We start from the raw sequence: 15,126 nt of genomic DNA on the forward strand, positions 1-15,126 counted from the left end.
CGCGGGCCGTGGTGAGCATGGAAAGGGCCGTGGCGGAGACGCCGGACGCGATCTTCGCCATCGGCAACGCGCCGACGGCGCTGATCCGCCTCTGCGAGCTGGTCCGCGAGGGGGCGGCCCGCCCCTCGCTGGTGGTCGGCGTCCCCGTGGGGTTCGTCAACGTCGTGGAGTCCAAGGAGATGCTGGTGGCCACGGACGTTCCGTACATCGCCGCGATGGGGCGCAAGGGCGGGTCTCCCGTGGCCTCGGCCGTGGTCAACGCGCTCCTCTACGGCATGGAGCCGTAGTGCGGCGATGTACGCCGGGGGGAGGAAGCTTCGGGAGGGCGTGACGACGGGCGCCTGTGCGGCCGCGGCGGCCAAGGCGGCGGCGATGCGCGCCCTCACCGGGACGTGTCCTCCCCGGGTGGAGGTGGAGGGGCCGACGGGCCGGCGGTTCTCCCTGAAGGTGCTGCCCCTGCCCGACGGGGGCTGCGGCGTGGTCAAGGACGCCGGGGACGATATCGACGCCACGGATGGGATGACCGTCTGCGCGGCGGTCGCGTTGGAGGATGGGGATGGGCCCATCGCCTTTGCCGCGGGGCCGGGGGTGGGGACGGTCACCCTGCCGGGCCTGAAGGTCCCGCCGGGCGAACCGGCCATCAACCCGGCGCCGCGCGCGATGATCGAGCGGGCCGTCCGGGACGCCGTGGGAGCGCGGGCCGTCCGGGTCACGGTGTCCGTGCCCGGGGGGGAGGCGGTGGCGAGGCGCACCTTCAACCCGCGCCTGGGCATCGAGGGCGGGATATCGATCCTGGGGACGACCGGGGTCGTGCGGCCCATGGACGAGTCGTCCATCCTGGAGTCGCTGACCCTCGAGCTCGGCATCCTGCGTTCGCTGGGGGTCCGGGACCTGGTGCTGACCTTCGGAAACACGGGCGAGCTCGCGCTCCGCAAGGCGTGGGGCATCGAGGGCCGCTGCGTGATCCAGACGGGGAACTACCCCGGCCACGTTTTGGACGAGGCGGCGCGGATGGGGTTTCGGCGCGGGCTGTTCTGCGCGCATCCGGGCAAGCTGCTGAAGGTGGCGGCGGGGTCGTTCAACACGCACAACCGCGTCGCCGACGGGCGGCTGGAGGCGCTCTGCACCCAGGCTGCACTGGCGGGAGCGGACCGGGCCGTCGTGCGGAGGCTCTACGAGTGCCGCACGACCGAGAACGCGATGGAGCTTCTGAGGGAGGAACGGCTGGAGTTCCTGTGGAACCCCCTGGCGGCGGTCGTGGCCAGGCGGTGTACCGACCGCTCCTTCGGCGTTTTGCCGATCGCCGCGGCGTTCATCGACAACGGGGGGGCGATCCTGGGCCGCACTCCGGACGCCGCGGACGTGGCCCGCAGCGCGGCCGGAGACGGAGGACGGGGGGAGAACGAATGACGGAACGCGAGCTCTGGGTGGTCGGGGTGGGGCCGGGCGCGGCGGACCAGCTCACCCCCGCGGCGTCGGCCGTCCTGGCGCGGGCGGACTGCGTCGTGGCCGCGGCCCGCCACGCGGGCCTCGCGGGCGCACACCCCAACATCGTCCTGCTGAAGGGCATCCCCGAGACGCTCGACCGGGTGGAGCGCGAGCTGGAGCGGGGGAGCGTGGCGGTGTTGGTCTCGGGCGACCCGGGGATCTACAGCCTGCTCCCGGTCCTCAAGAGGCGCTGGCCCGGGCGGAACGTGCGCGTCGTGCCCGGGATCGGGGCGCTCCAGAGCCTCTGTGCCGCCGCTGGCGAGGCGTGGGACGACGCGGCCATCCTCTCGGGGCACGGCAGGCCCCTGACCGCCGCCCGTTTCCTGACCGTCGTCGAGCGCCGAAGGCTGACCGTGCTCTTCTGCGGGGGGGACCGGACGCCTCGCTGGGCCTGCGAGGCCCTGGCCGGGGCCGTCGGGGGGCTGGGGACCCGCGTCGAGGCGGTGGTGGGGGAGCGCTTGAGTTACCCGGACGAGCGCGTGACGCGCGGGGCGCCCGCCGACCTGGCCGGCCGGGACTTCGACCCGCTCTCCCTGATGCTGGTGCGGAACGCCGCGCCCTGGACGCCGCCCTTCGGACGGCCGCGCGATGCGGATTTCGAGCGCGGCGGGGTCCCCATGACGCGGGAGGAGGTGCGGTCGGTCGTGCTGGACCGGCTGGAGCTCGGTCCCGAGTCCGTGCTCTGGGACATCGGCGCGGGGACGGGGTCCGTCTCCGTCGCGGCGGCCCTGGCCTGTCCCGATGGGGAGGTCTGCTCCGTGGAGTGCGACTCCGCGGCCGTGGCCCTGCTCGAGCGCAACCGGGAGAAGTTCCGGCTCCACAACATGACGATCCGGCCCGGCCATGCCCTGGCCGTCCTGGAGTCCCTTCCCGGGCCGACCCACGTCTTCGTGGGTGGGAGCGGCGGCGAGCTGTCCGTTCTTCTGGCCCGTCTGCCCCTTCTGCCGTGCCGGGGGGAGGTGCGGGTGGTCGTCTCGGCTGTGACGCTGCGGACCCTGAGCGAGGCCGTGACGGCCCTGAGCGGGCCGGGGTATCGGGACCTGGAGGCGGTCCAGGTCGCCGTGAGCGCCTCCAGGCCGCTGGGCGGAAGTTTATTGTTGATGGAGGCCAGGAACCCGGTGACGCTCCTCTGTGCGAGGTGCTGACCTCCGTACGCCCCCAGCCAGGGAGCGAGCTCCCCGGCACCCCGTTTTTTATCTTTTCTGGCGTTTAAGGAGATTTCGATATGATTCATTTCGTCGGCGCGGGGCCCGGGGCCCCGGACCTGATCACCCTGCGGGGCGCGGAGCTCCTGCGCCGGGCGGGGATGGTCGTCTATGCGGGGTCGCTCGTGAACCCCGCGCTTCTGGATTACGTCCCGGAGGGTTGCGAGGTCTTCGACAGCGCGTCCATGACGCTGGACGAGGTGCTGGAGAAGCTCGTTCAGGGGCACGGGCGCGGCGTGACGACCGTCCGGCTCCACACGGGCGACCCCTCGCTCTACGGGGCGATCCGGGAGCAGATGGACGCCCTTCGTGTCCGCGGCATCCCCTTCGAGGTCGTGCCGGGGGTCAGCTCCTTCTGCGCCGCCGCCGCCGCGGTCGGGGCGGAGTACACCCTGCCGGGGGTGAGCCAGACGCTCGTCATCAGCCGCATGGAGGGCCGCACGCCCGTACCGGAGCGCGAGGGCATCCGTTCGCTGGCGGCCCACCGCGCGTCGATGGTCCTCTTCCTCTCCACGGGGATGCTGAGGAAGCTCTGTTCCGAGCTCGTCGCGGGCGGATACCCCGAGGACACGCCCGCCGCTCTGGTGTACAGGGCGTCCTGGCCGGACGAGCGGGTGCTGCGCGGAACGCTGGCGGCGCTGCCGGACGCGGCGGAGGCCGAGGTGATCACCCGGACGGCCCTGGTACTGGTGGGCAGGTTTCTTGGCGATACCTACGAGCTCTCGAAGCTCTACGACCCGGCGTTCGAGCACGGGTACCGGCACGGGAAGGCGGAGCCTTGAGCGAGCCCGGCGGCATCGTCCTGGCCGCGTTCACCCGCGTGGGTGCGCTGCTGGCCGCCCGGCTGGCGGGGGCGCTCGGCGGGCGTGCCTTCGTGCCCGGCCGCTGCCTCGTCCCGGGTACGGAGCCCCTGGAGGGGACGGTGGGCGATTGGGCGGAGCTCTGGTTTCCCCATGCGGAGGCCCTGGTGTTCGTCTGTGCCTGCGGCATCGCGGTGCGGGCCGTCGCGCCCCATGTGCGGAGCAAGGCGGAGGATCCGGCGGTGCTCGTGCTGGACGAGCGAGGCCGGCACGTCGTTCCGATCCTGTCGGGACACATCGGCGGGGCCAACGCGCTGGCCCGCCGCATCGCGGCCCTGACGGGCGGAGCTGCGGTGCTCACGACGGCCACGGACGTCAACGGCCTCGTTGCGGCGGACGAGTGGGCGGTGGAGAATGACTGCGCCATCGAGAACCTGGGAGCCGTCAAACAGGTCTCGTCCGCGATTCTGGAGGGCCGGCCCGTCGGGGTGGCGGTGACGGAGCAGGAGCAGCCCGCGCCGTGGCCCGTGACGCTGTGGCTTCGGCCTCGGCGCCTGGTGCTCGGGGCGGGGTGCCGGAGGGGCTCGGACCCGGAGGCCGCTGCGAAGGCGGCGGCGGATTTCCTGGAGGGCGCGGGGGTCTCGCCCCTGTCGCTCTGCGCCGTGGCCTCGATAGACCTCAAGAGGGACGAGCAGGCCCTGATCGCGCTTGCGGAACGCTACAGCGTCCCGTTCCTGACGTTTCCCGCGGACGCGCTGAGGGCGGTCCCAGGACGGTTCTCCGCCTCGGAGCGGGTGCGGTTGGCGACGGGCGTGGACAACGTCTGCGAGCGCGCGGCGGTGCTGGCCGCCGGGAACGGCGTCCTGCTGAGGAGCAAGACCCTCTATCCCGGCACGACCTTCGCGCTGGCGCGCAGGAGACCGGCGCACGAAGACGGTCTTGGCGGCCCCGGGGCTCCGGGGCCACAATTTGAGGAGGTACGTCGATGATCTATGTGGTGGGGCTGGGGCCCGGCCGGAAAGAGGAGATGACGGGCCATGCCCTGGCGGCCCTCGAGCGCTGCGACACGATCCTGGGCTACAGGGCGTACATCGATCTCGTCCGCCGGATTTTCCCGGGGAAGGACCTGCGCGCCTCCCCCATGAAGGCCGAGGTCGAACGGTGTCGGGAGGCGCTGGAGCTCGCGCTCTCCGGCCGGACCGTGGGGCTGGTCTCCAGCGGCGATCCGGGGGTCTACGGGATGGCGGGCCTGATGCTGGAGGTCGCGGCGGGCCGGGTCGACGTGGAGGTCGTCCCGGGGGTCACGGCGGCCAACAGCGCCGCAGCCCTGCTGGGCGCGCCGCTGATGCACGACTTTGCCGTGATCAGCCTCAGCGACCTGCTGACGCCCTGGAACCTCATCGAACGTCGCCTCGATGCCGTTGCCGCGGCGGACTTCGTCGTCTGCCTCTACAATCCCGCGAGCCGCGGACGGCCGACGCACCTCCAGTGGGCCTGCGACATCCTGCTGAGGTACAAGGCGCCGGAGACCGTGGCCGGCTGGGCCCGCAGCGTGGGGCGCGAGGAGGAGAGGTACTGCGTGACGACCCTCGGCCAGCTCCGGGACGCGGAGCTGGACATGTTCTGCACGGCCGTCGTCGGCAACATCGGCACCACCGTCCTGGAGGGCCGCATGGTGACGCCCAGGGGATACCGGTTCGGGGTGAGGGAGGAATGAGAGTAGGCGGCGGGCGGCTCCTGCTGTTCGGCGGCACGTCGGAGGCGCGGGAGATCCTGGCGCGCGGGATCCCGGCGCTCTGCTGCACCGCGACGGAGTACGGCGCCGAGCTGGCCCGGGAATCGACGGAGGGCCTCGCATCCGCCGATACGGTGCGTGCCGGCCGCCTCGACGCGGGGGGGATGGCGGACCTTATCGCCGCGGAGGGCATCGTCGGCGTGATCGACGCCACGCACCCCTACGCGGCGGAGGTCACGAGGAACGTCCGGGAGGCCTGCGAGCGCACGGGAACGCCCCTGATCCGCGTGCTGCGTAGCGCCACCGCCGTGGAGGAGGGCGTCGTGGCCCGCGTGGCCTCCTGCCGGGAGGCGGCGGAGTTCCTGAATGGGCGGGAGGAGCGGGCCCTGCTGACGGTGGGCAGCAAGGAGCTGCGGGAGTTCACCGCGGTGCGGGACTACGGCAGTCGGCTCTTCGCCCGGGTGCTCCCCACGTCGGAGGTGCTTCGCGCCTGCGAGGCGTTGGGGTTCGGCCCCGCGCACCTCATCGCGATGCAGGGACCCTTCTCCGCCGAGCTGAACCGCGCCATGTTGGAGATGACCGGCGCGTCGCTCCTGGTCACCAAGGACGGGGGCGGACCCGGCGGCATGGAGGCCAAGCTGGCCGGCGCGCGCGCCGCGGGCGCCGGGGTGGTCCTGATCACGCGCCCGGACGATGCGGGCTGCTCGGTCGGAGAGGCCGTCCTCTGGGCGCGGCGGATGCTGGGCCTGGGGCGCCCGCCGTTCTTTCCCCTGATGCGGGACGTCGAGGGGCTGACCGCGCTCGTCGTCGGAGGGGGCGCCGTGGCGCTCCGCCGGGCGGAGACCCTCGCGCGGTGCGGGGCGAGGATTCGCGCCGTGAGCCCCGTCTTTCGCGAGGGGTTCCCGCCGGACTCGGAGCTTCTGCGGCGTCCCTTTGCGGCGGAGGACCTGGACGGGGCCGCGCTTGCCGTCGCCGCGTCGGACGACCGCGAGGTCAACCGACGGGTGGGGCGCGAGGCGCAGGCCCGCGGCATTCCCGTCTCCGTCGCCGACGCCGCGGGGGAGAGCACCTTTTTCTTTCCGTCTCTCATCTCCGAGGGGCCGACGGCGGCGTCGGTCTCCAGCGCGGGGCTGTCGTGCGCGCTGACGCGGCGGCTCTCGGACCGGCTGCGGTCGGTCTGGGGATCGTGGGTTGCGGAGGAGAGGGCCGTTCTGGAGCGGGCGCGTGATTCGAGGGAGCCCCGGGAGGAAGGGCGTTGAGGCGGGTTCGTGTCGGGAGCCGCAGGAGCGCTTTGGCCAAGGCCCAGGCCCGGCTGGTCATGGACGCCGTCCGCGCGGGGCACCCCGACGTGGAGTTCGAGCTCGTGACCGTGCAGACCACGGGGGACGTCAACATGAAGCCCTTTTCCGAGGCCTCGGACCCCTTCGGAATCAAGGGACTGTTCACCCAAGAGCTGGAGGACGCGCTGCTTCGGGGGGAGCTCGACCTTGCGGTGCACAGCCTGAAGGACCTGCCCATGAAGCAGGACGAGCGCCTGCCGCTGGTGGCGCTCTCGCGGCGGGGCGACCCCCGCGACGCGCTTCTGCTGCCGCGCGGCGCGGACGGCAGCACGGTGCCCGACGACGGCTCGGGGCCGATCGGATGCTCCTCGGCGCGACGGCGTCTTCAACTGGCAACGCTCTTCCCGGGGCGGACCGTCGAGCCCGTTCGGGGCAACATCCAGACCCGACTGCGCAAGCTGGACGAGCCGGATGCGTCGGGCAACAGGCCGTTCTCGATGCTGGTGCTGGCCGCCGTCGGCCTGCGCCGTCTGGGGCTGGAGGGGCGGATCGACCGCCTCCTGTCCCCCGACGAGATGGTCCCGGCCGCGGGCCAGGGGATCCTGGCCTGTCAGGGGCGGGCGGGGGAGGACTACGCGTACCTGGATGTCGTTCGAGACCGGGACGCGGAGGACTGCGCCGCGGCCGAGCGGAGTTTCGTCGCGGCGCTGGGCGGCGGGTGCGCCCTGCCCGTGGCGGCCTATGCCGTCGTGGAGGGGGACGTCCTGAATCTGTCCGGCTTCTACGCGGACGAGGTGCGGGGGATCCGCCGGACCGGGAAACTGTCGGGTCCCAGGACGGAGGCGGGGAGCCTGGGCCGTGAGCTGGCGGAGCGCCTGAGGGCGACACGGTGGGACGATGGGGGGACGGAGGAACGATGAGGAGCGAACGGAGGAAGGACGAGCCCGTGGGAAAGGTCTGGCTCGTCGGGGCCGGGCCGGGCGATCCGGGGCTGCTGACGCTGAGGGGCCGGGAGGTCCTGGAGCGGGCGGAGGTGGTGGTGTTCGACCGGCTGGTGGGCGCCGGGCTCTTCGCCTTCTTTCCCGAGGGGGCCGAGCGGTTGGATGTCGGCAAGGAGGGGGGACGCCATCCGGTGCCCCAGCGGGAGATCGAGGCGCTCCTGGTGGACCGCGCGCTTGCGGGCAGGAGGGTCGTCCGCCTCAAGGGCGGGGACCCGTTCCTGTTCGGGCGCGGCGGCGAGGAGATCGAGGCGCTTCTGGCCCACGGTATCCCGTTCGAGGTGGTGCCCGGCGTGACCTCGGCTTTCGCCGCCCTGGCCTGCGCCGGGATACCGGTGACGCATCGGGGCGCCGCGTCGTCGGTGCACGTCGTCACCGCCCATACGAGGGACGGGGACCTGCCGGACCGGGACTTCGAGGCTCTGGCCCGTCTGGATGGGACTCTGGTCTTCCTCATGGGCGTCGGGTCGATGGAGGAGCTCTGCTCCCGTCTCGTGGAGGCCGGCAGGGACGCCTCCACACCCGCAGCGGCGGTCGAGCGGGGGACGACGGCACACCAGCGCCTCGTCGCCGGGACTTTGGCCTCCCTGCCCGAGCTCGCCCGTTCCGCGGGCGTCCGCCCGCCCGCCGTCCTCGTCGTAGGGGAGGTCGTGGGGCTCGCCGAACGCTTCGGTTGGCGGGGAGCCCTGCCCCTTTTCGGCGTGAGGGTGCTCGTGACCCGTCCGAGGGGCCGTGCGGGGCGTCTTTCCCGGATGCTGCGGGATGCGGGGGCCGAGGTGATAGAGTTCCCCTGCATCGCGACGGAGCCCCTGAAGGGCCCGCTGCCCCCGCTGGAGGGTGCGGGCTGGGTGGGGTTCACCAGCGTTACGGGGGTCGAGGCGTTCTTTGGGCTGTTGGCGTCCGCCGGCGGCGACGTCCGAGAGCTCGGGGCCGCGCGCGTCGCCGCCATCGGCCCCGCGACGCGGGACGCGCTGCGCAGGCGCGGGCTTCGCGTCGACTACATGCCGGACGTATACGACGGCGCGCATCTCGCCGAGGGGCTGGCCGACCGCATGGGAACGGGGGACATCCTGCTCTTTCGGGCGGAGTCGGGCTCGCCGGAGCTGACGGAGGTCCTGAGGGCCCGGGGCGTTCCCTTCCGCGAGGCGGCGCTCTACCGCACGCGGTACGCGAGGAGCGCCCCGCCCCCCGACTTCGATATGGCCCTCTTCACCAGCGCCTCGACGGTTCGGGGGCTTGTTGCGTGCGCCCCGGACGGTTGGGACCGCTCCCGGGTCCAGGCCGTCTGCATCGGGGAGCAGACGGCGCGTGCCGCCGCCGGGGCGGGGTTTGCGAACGTGACCACGGCGTCGTCCGCCACGCTCGAGGCGCTGGTCGAGGCGGCGGTCCGGGCGGCGGTCGCGGTGTCCTGACGGGATCGGACAGTGGCGAGGGGAGATGTCCTTCGCCTGTTATCTTTTATTTTGAGGGGAGATCGTTATGATGATCGTAAGGCCCAGAAGGCTGCGGCGCACGGCCGCCATCCGCGATATGGTGAAGGAGACGCGCCTTTCGCCGTCCATGCTTGTGTATCCCGTGTTCGTCCGCGAGGGGACGAACGTCGAGGAGGACATCCCGGCCATGCCGGGGCAGAAGCGCTACAGCCCGGACACGCTGCCGCGCGTGCTGGAGCGTGCGGCCGAGGCCGGGCTGGGGGGCGTGCTGCTCTTCGGCATACCGGACCACAAGGATGAGACCGGCAGTCAGGCGTGGGCGGAGAACGGGGTGATCCAGCGCTCGCTGGCCGAGGGGAAGCGGCGCTTTCCCGACCTGACGCTGATTGCGGACGTCTGCCTCTGTGAGTACACGTCGCACGGCCACTGCGGGGTGCTGAAGGGCCAGACCGTGGACAACGATCCGACGCTCGAGCTCCTGGCGCGGACGGCCGTCTCGCAGGCCCGTGCCGGGGCGGACGTGGTGGCGCCGTCCGACATGATGGACGGCCGGGTGGGGGCCCTGCGGTCGGCGCTGGACGCCGCCGGCCTGCAGGAGACCCTGATCCTGTCCTACGCGGTGAAATACGCCTCGGCGTTCTACGGCCCCTTCCGCGAGGCGGCGGGGTCGGCCCCCGCGTTCGGGGACCGGCGTGGCTACCAGATGGATCCCCGCAACGTCCGCGAGGCCCTGAGGGAGGTGCAGCTGGACGTGGACGAGGGCGCGGACATGATCATGGTCAAGCCGGGGCTGCCGTACCTGGACGTGCTCCGCGCGGTCAAGGAGCGGAGCTGCGTTCCGGTGGGCGCGTACTCCGTCAGCGGGGAGTACTCCATGATCAAGGCGGCGGCCGAGCGGGGCTGGGTGGACGAGGAGCGCGCCGTCTCCGAGGCGGCGGTCTGCCTCGTCCGGGCGGGAGCGGACATCCTGCTGACGTATTTCGCGCTCCCCCTGGCCCAGTGGATCCGCGAGGGAAAGCTGTAGCCGCAAGGGCCCCGATCCGAATGCGGGGAACGCCGGCGTCCCTTTCGCGACCTCCCATTCCGCGTGCGGATGGGAGGTTTTTTTTCGGGCGTGTCCGCCCTCTTGCCTTTTGTGACGAAGGGAGTATAATCCCTTCATCGCGAATTAGACCGGTCGGTCGAACCGGAGGGTTTGCCGAGGGATTCAGGATCGGTTGGATTTGTCGGGACGGGAGGGAGATGAGAAAGATCGTCAGGCAGGAACGGCTGAAGGACGACAAAAAGGCGCGGCTGATCGAGGCGGCCATCGAGGAGTTCAACGAGCATGGCCTGCAGAACGCCTCCTACAACAGGATCATAGAGCGTTCCGGCCTCAGCAAGGGAGCGGTCTATTACTATTTCGAGAACAAGGACGCCCTGTTCTGTACGGTCATCGAGGACATCGGAGAGCGCTTCCTGGATGCGATAAAGGACCTGGAGTTCCCCGAGACGAAGGAGGGGTACTGGGACGCCGTTCGGGCGTATCGGCGGAGGGAGGTCGCCTTCTTCGTGGCGAACCCCTCCTTCGGGCGCATCCTGATGATTCTGAGCGAGCGCGACCTGTCGTTCGACGATCCCTTCTGGAGGGCGTTCGAGCGCCCCATCCGTTTTATGTCCCGATTCATAGAGAACGGACAGAGGCTTGGGGCCGTTCGGGACGATCTGGGGGCCGTGACGATCCAGCGCTTGATATGGGCCGTCGGAAAGGTGATGAACCTCGAACTGTTCGGCGTGATGTGCCGCGGCGGAACGTGTGCGGACGGCGAGGCGGAGCGGATATCCCACCGGTATCTGGAGGCCATGAACGATCTGAGCCGGAGGATGCTGGCCCCGTGAGGGGCCGCCGTCCGCTTATGGGGAGGAATGGAGCATGTGGAGACGTTTGGTGTCGTATTTGAACAGGCTGAGGTTCGTGCTGTGGGTGTTCCTGCTGGCGCTTGCGGGGGGGGCGGTGTGGCTTGCCGTGAACGCCAGGCTCTCGCAGGATGAGGCCAACCTGAAGTCCCTGGAGGCGGCGGAGAAGATCAGCTTTCCGGTCACCACGACGGTCCTGAAGCCCGGCTCGTGGGAGAGCTGGCGCAGCTATTACGGTCAGGCCAAGGCCGTGCGCACCCAGGACGTCACGACCTTCGAGCGGGAGATCGTGAAGGCCGTCCACGTCCAGGTCGGGGACCACGTGAAGAAGGGGCAGACCGTGGTCTCGCTCCTGGCCGCCGACCGAACGGCCAAGGCGCAGGCCAGCCGGACGGGGTACGACGAGGCCCAGCTGAACTACAAGCGCCTGAACGAGCTGAGGAAGAAGGGCGGCGTCTCGCAGGCCGAGGTGGACAAGGCCTATGCGGCCCTGAAGTCGGAGGAGGCGGGGCTGAGGAGCTCGCAGTCCACCCTTTTGAGGACGGAGCTCAAGGCCAGCATCGACGGGATCGTCTCGGCCCGCAACGTGGAGCCGGGCGAGGTGGCGGAGATGGGCAAGCCGCTCGTCTCCATCGTCGACCCCTCGGAGATGGAGGCGCAGCTGATGGTCTCCAAGAAGGACATCTTCAACATCAACAAGCAGACCTCCGTGGATATCTACGTCGACGGGACGCGGAGCGTCGGCTGGGTCAAGCGCGTCAGCCCTGAGGCGCAGAGCGGTTCGGGGCTGTATCCCGTGGTCGTGGGGCTGAAGCAGGACGCCGGCGTGCTGCCCGGGACCTACGTCGAGGGGCGCTTCCTGGTGGAGAAGAAGGACAACGTCATCGTCATCCCGTCCGACGTCGTGATCTACAGGGGCAACGCGCAGTCGGTCTACATCGCCTCCGGCGACGTGGCGCGGAGCGTGACGATCACGACGGGCTCGGGGCGCGGCGGCAGGGTCGTCGTGACCTCGGGGCTCAGCGTCGGGGACGAGCTGATCGTGAGCGGGAACCGCAGTCTCTACGACGGCGTCCCGGTCTCCAAAAACCTGGACTTCGGCGAGGATCGGCCCCTTTAGGGGCTGTCTTTTCAGGATCGAGGACCTTCATGAGAGGTTTCATACGGTTCTGCATCCAGCGTCCGGTCTTCACGGGCTGTTCTGTCGTCATCTGGGTCCTGCTGGGCATCAGCAGCTACCTGAGCCTGGGGGTGACGCTCTATCCCAGCGTCGAGCTGCCGTTCATCCTGGTCCAGACGATCTACACGGGGGCCGGCCCCAACGAGATCGAGCAGCTGGTGTCCAAGCCTCTGGAGGACGCCCTCTCCGACTTGGAGGGGCTCAAGACGATCACGAGCTACTCCCACGACGGAGTGTCGATGCTTGCCGTCGAGATGGAAGCGGGGACGAACCCCGACCTGGCGCTGGTGGACGTCAACAACAAGGTCAGGGCCAAGGTGTCGGACCTCCCCAAGGACGCGAACGAGCCGGTCTCCATGAAGTTCGACATCAACGCCCAGCCCTTCCTGATCGCCTCCTTCACCTCCGAGCTCCCCGAGAAGGAGGCCAAGAAGTTCATCGACGACCGGATCAAGCCCCTCGTCGCGCGCGTCGAGGGCGTGGGGCAGGTGGACGTCGTGGGAGGGCGGGACCGTGAGATCCAGATCGTCCTGGACCCCGCTGCGCTGAGCGATTACGGCGTCTCCTACCAGAGGATCTGCTCGGTCGTGGCGGCCAACAACCAGACCAACCCGTCGGGATACGTCACGCAGGAGAAGGACGAGGTCTCCCTGCGCCTGATGGGCGAGTTCAACGAGGTGGAGCAGCTGGAGGACATCCTGATTCCCACCGCGAACGGTCAGCCCGTTCCGCTGTCCCTCCTGGGCAAGGTGGTGGACGGCGAGGAGGACGTCCGGTCCCTGGCCCGGGCCAACGGGCACGAGGTCGTTCAGATGCGGGTCAGTCCGCGCGCCAACGCCGACGTCGTGGAGGCGGGAAAGGCGATCAAGCGCATTCTGGACGATGCGATGAAATCACTTCCCGACTTCAGGATGAACTACACCTACGACGACACCGGCTACATCGAGACCTCGGTCAAGAACGTCATCCGCGACACCGGCGTGGGCATCCTGCTGACGGCGCTGGTCATCTACCTGTTCTTGGGGCGCCTGTCGGCCACCTTCATCGTGGCCGTCTCCATGCCCGTCGCCTTCATGGCGACCTTCGTCCCCATGCAGATGCACGGCTACACCCTAAACCTCATGAGCTCCCTGGGCCTGGCCCTTTCCATGGGAACCCTCGTCATGAACTCCATCCTGATCATCCAGAACATCTACCGCTACCGGGACATGGGGTACGCGCCCTTCGAGGCCGCGGAGGAGGGGACCGTGGAGATCTCCGTCTCCGTTCTGGCGGGCGTGCTGACGAACCTGGGCGTGTTCATGCCCGTCGCCCTGATGTCCAGCATCGCCGGGCAGTTCCTGAAGCCCTACGCGGTGACGATCGTGTACGCCACGCTCTTCTCCCTGTGGGTCACCATGACCGTGACGCCCTGCCTGGCGGCGCGCATCCGCCCGGGAAGCGCGGAGACGCCTCTTTTGGGCCGCATCCTCACGGGCTGGTGGAATTGGCTCTTCGAGGGGTTCCAGGACCTCTTTCTCCTTCTGCTGCGCGGGGCGATGCGGTTTCCGCTGATCGCCGTGATCCTGACGCTCCTGCTGACCTGGGGCTCGCTTCGGCTCGGCGGGTTCATCGGCTCGGAGTTCCTTCCCACAACGGACGACGGGACGATCACCATCAGCCTGACGCTGGACAACAGCGCCTCCCTGGGGCGGACGGAGGAGATGGTGCGGCGGGTGGAGGCGTTCATCTCCACGATGGAGGAAAAACGCTGGATCCGCGACGTGGTCTCCACGGTGGGCGCCTCCAAGCGCGAGACGGCTATTTTCAAGGCTTCGGTCGCCGTCTACCTGAAGGAGGACCCCGAGCGTCCCTCGACCCAGTCCGTCGCGGACAAAATTCGTCCCTTTCTGGCGACGCTGGAGGGCGTGGAGACGACGACCACGGCGACCCGTGTCGGCTTCGGCAACCCGATTGAGATCCGCGTCAATGGGGACGATCTCCTGACCCTTTACGCCGTTGCGGAGGAGATCCGCAGCCGCGGGCGCAGCGTCCCCGGCGTGCGCGACCTGAGCCTCTCGATGGAGATGGGCAAGCCGGAGCTCCGGGTGCTCCCCATCCGCTGGAGGCTGACCCCGCTGGGGCTCAACATCTCGGACCTGTCGGGCATCGTCAGGGGCTACCTGATCGGGGCCGACGCGGGCAAGTTCCGCCAGGGCGGCTTCGAGTACGACATCAAGGCGCGCCTGGACCGCGAGAAGGCGGGGGACATCTACACGGTGTCGGCGCTGCCGATCATGACGGGCTACGGGCTGGTCCCCCTGGACGAGATGGCCGACGTGGTCTGGAGCGACGCGCCGACGGAGATCCGCCGCATCGAACGCCGGCGCACCGTCGTGGTGACGGGCAACGTACGGTTCATCACGTCGGGCGAGGGCAACGCCAGGATGCGGGAGCTCGTCTCCGGGATGAAGCTGCCCGATGGGGTCGAGGTCACCTTCGGCGGCGAGAGCGAGGACATGGCGGAGAACTTCGCCGAGCTGATCCGGACGATGATCATCGCCATCGTCGTGACCTACATCGTGGTGGCGGCGATCCTGGAGTCCTGGCTCTACGCCGCGGTCATCCTGTTCACGGTGCCCATGGCGATGATCGGGGTCGTGCCCGCCATGCTGATGGCGGGGGTCAACATCTCGATCTTCTCCCTGATCGGCATGATCATGCTTGTGGGGATGGTGGTCAACAACGCCATCGTCGTCGTGGACTACGCCGAGGTCCTGAGGCTCGGGGGGAAGCACCCCTACGAGGCCGTCGAGACCGCCTGCCGGGTGCGCTTCAAGTCCCTGGTCATGGCCGTCGTCACCTCCGTCGTCTCCCTGCTGCCGCTGATGCTCTCGTCGGGCCGCGGCTCGGAGATGCGCGCGCCCATCGCGGTCGTTGCCGTCGGGGGGCTGGTCGCCGGCGGACTGCTGGCGCTCCTCTCCGTGCCCGCGGCCTATCGCGTCTGCTGGGCGGTCCGCCTGTGGTGGGGCCGGCGGCGGGGGAAACCGTCGCCCGGCGGCGCGCCGGCGGAGGCGTGAAGTCCGTATCGTCCGGCGAGGCCCCTCGGAATATTCCGAGGGGCCTTTTCAT

The 15,126-nt window shown here is 70.0% G+C and carries 13 protein-coding genes; all 13 read left to right on the forward strand.

The genetic code is table 11. From position 1 onward, the window contains the following. Positions 1-287: precorrin-8X methylmutase (locus tag Q0176_RS00395; protein WP_299297914.1), on the forward strand; the 287-nt coding region annotated here is incomplete at its 5' end. Between the two features lie 7 nt (positions 288-294). After that, positions 295-1,410 carry a cobalt-precorrin-5B (C(1))-methyltransferase CbiD gene (cbiD, locus tag Q0176_RS00400; protein WP_299297916.1) on the forward strand — a complete coding sequence of 372 codons (1,116 nt, stop codon included), beginning with the start codon at positions 295-297 and terminating at the stop codon, positions 1,408-1,410. Continuing rightward, positions 1,407-2,633, forward strand: a complete 1,227-nt coding sequence (cbiE, locus tag Q0176_RS00405) for a precorrin-6y C5,15-methyltransferase (decarboxylating) subunit CbiE (RefSeq protein ID WP_299297918.1) — start codon at positions 1,407-1,409, stop codon at positions 2,631-2,633. The genes cbiD and cbiE overlap by 4 nt, the downstream gene beginning before the upstream one ends. 80 nt (positions 2,634-2,713) lie before the next feature. Next, positions 2,714-3,475: a precorrin-4 C(11)-methyltransferase gene (gene cobM, locus Q0176_RS00410; RefSeq protein WP_299297920.1), complete on the forward strand. Its 762-nt coding sequence runs from the start codon at positions 2,714-2,716 to the stop codon at positions 3,473-3,475. Then, a complete protein-coding gene (locus Q0176_RS00415) occupies positions 3,472-4,482 on the forward strand; it encodes a cobalamin biosynthesis protein (protein WP_299297922.1) in 1,011 nt (336 codons plus the stop codon). The genes cobM and Q0176_RS00415 overlap by 4 nt, the downstream gene beginning before the upstream one ends. Beyond that, positions 4,479-5,210 carry a precorrin-3B C(17)-methyltransferase gene (gene cobJ / locus Q0176_RS00420; protein ID WP_299297924.1) on the forward strand — a complete coding sequence of 244 codons (732 nt, stop codon included), beginning with the start codon at positions 4,479-4,481 and terminating at the stop codon, positions 5,208-5,210. Before Q0176_RS00415 ends, cobJ begins: the two co-directional genes overlap by 4 nt. Beyond that, positions 5,207-6,487, forward strand: a complete 1,281-nt coding sequence (cobK, locus tag Q0176_RS00425; protein ID WP_299297926.1) for a precorrin-6A reductase — start codon at positions 5,207-5,209, stop codon at positions 6,485-6,487. The genes cobJ and cobK overlap by 4 nt, the downstream gene beginning before the upstream one ends. Next, positions 6,484-7,428, forward strand: coding sequence for a hydroxymethylbilane synthase (hemC, locus tag Q0176_RS00430; RefSeq protein WP_299297928.1), 945 nt, complete (start codon positions 6,484-6,486; stop codon positions 7,426-7,428). The genes cobK and hemC overlap by 4 nt, the downstream gene beginning before the upstream one ends. Continuing rightward, complete coding sequence (gene cobA / locus Q0176_RS00435; protein ID WP_299297930.1) at positions 7,425-8,918, forward strand: uroporphyrinogen-III C-methyltransferase; 1,494 nt, start codon at positions 7,425-7,427, stop codon at positions 8,916-8,918. The genes hemC and cobA overlap by 4 nt, the downstream gene beginning before the upstream one ends. A gap of 70 nt (positions 8,919-8,988) precedes the next feature. Continuing rightward, positions 8,989-9,963, forward strand: coding sequence for a porphobilinogen synthase (hemB, locus tag Q0176_RS00440; protein ID WP_299297938.1), 975 nt, complete (start codon positions 8,989-8,991; stop codon positions 9,961-9,963). Between the two features lie 218 nt (positions 9,964-10,181). Further along, positions 10,182-10,817, forward strand: coding sequence for a TetR/AcrR family transcriptional regulator (locus Q0176_RS00445; protein WP_299297932.1), 636 nt, complete (start codon positions 10,182-10,184; stop codon positions 10,815-10,817). 34 nt (positions 10,818-10,851) lie between these two features. Then, complete coding sequence (locus Q0176_RS00450; protein ID WP_299297934.1) at positions 10,852-11,955, forward strand: efflux RND transporter periplasmic adaptor subunit; 1,104 nt, start codon at positions 10,852-10,854, stop codon at positions 11,953-11,955. A gap of 29 nt (positions 11,956-11,984) precedes the next feature. Next, the gene (locus Q0176_RS00455; RefSeq protein ID WP_299297936.1) at positions 11,985-15,074 is read left to right on the forward strand and encodes an efflux RND transporter permease subunit; all 3,090 of its coding nucleotides are present in this window, start codon (positions 11,985-11,987) and stop codon (positions 15,072-15,074) included. The last annotated feature ends 52 nt before the right edge of the window (positions 15,075-15,126 follow it).

Source organism: uncultured Fretibacterium sp. (genome assembly GCF_938040765.1).
Taxonomy (GTDB): domain Bacteria; phylum Synergistota; class Synergistia; order Synergistales; family Aminobacteriaceae; genus CAJPSE01.

Coding starts and splice junctions, on each gene's coding strand:
- cobK (WP_299297926.1), top strand. CDS start 5,207: ATGAGAGTAGGCGGCGGGCGGCTCCTGCTGTTCGGCGGCACGTCGGAG.
- cobA (WP_299297930.1), top strand. CDS start 7,425: ATGAGGAGCGAACGGAGGAAGGACGAGCCCGTGGGAAAGGTCTGGCTC.
- cobJ (WP_299297924.1), top strand. CDS start 4,479: ATGATCTATGTGGTGGGGCTGGGGCCCGGCCGGAAAGAGGAGATGACG.
- Q0176_RS00450 (WP_299297934.1), top strand. CDS start 10,852: ATGTGGAGACGTTTGGTGTCGTATTTGAACAGGCTGAGGTTCGTGCTG.
- hemB (WP_299297938.1), top strand. CDS start 8,989: ATGATCGTAAGGCCCAGAAGGCTGCGGCGCACGGCCGCCATCCGCGAT.
- Q0176_RS00445 (WP_299297932.1), top strand. CDS start 10,182: ATGAGAAAGATCGTCAGGCAGGAACGGCTGAAGGACGACAAAAAGGCG.
- cbiD (WP_299297916.1), top strand. CDS start 295: ATGTACGCCGGGGGGAGGAAGCTTCGGGAGGGCGTGACGACGGGCGCC.
- cobM (WP_299297920.1), top strand. CDS start 2,714: ATGATTCATTTCGTCGGCGCGGGGCCCGGGGCCCCGGACCTGATCACC.
- cbiE (WP_299297918.1), top strand. CDS start 1,407: ATGACGGAACGCGAGCTCTGGGTGGTCGGGGTGGGGCCGGGCGCGGCG.
- Q0176_RS00455 (WP_299297936.1), top strand. CDS start 11,985: ATGAGAGGTTTCATACGGTTCTGCATCCAGCGTCCGGTCTTCACGGGC.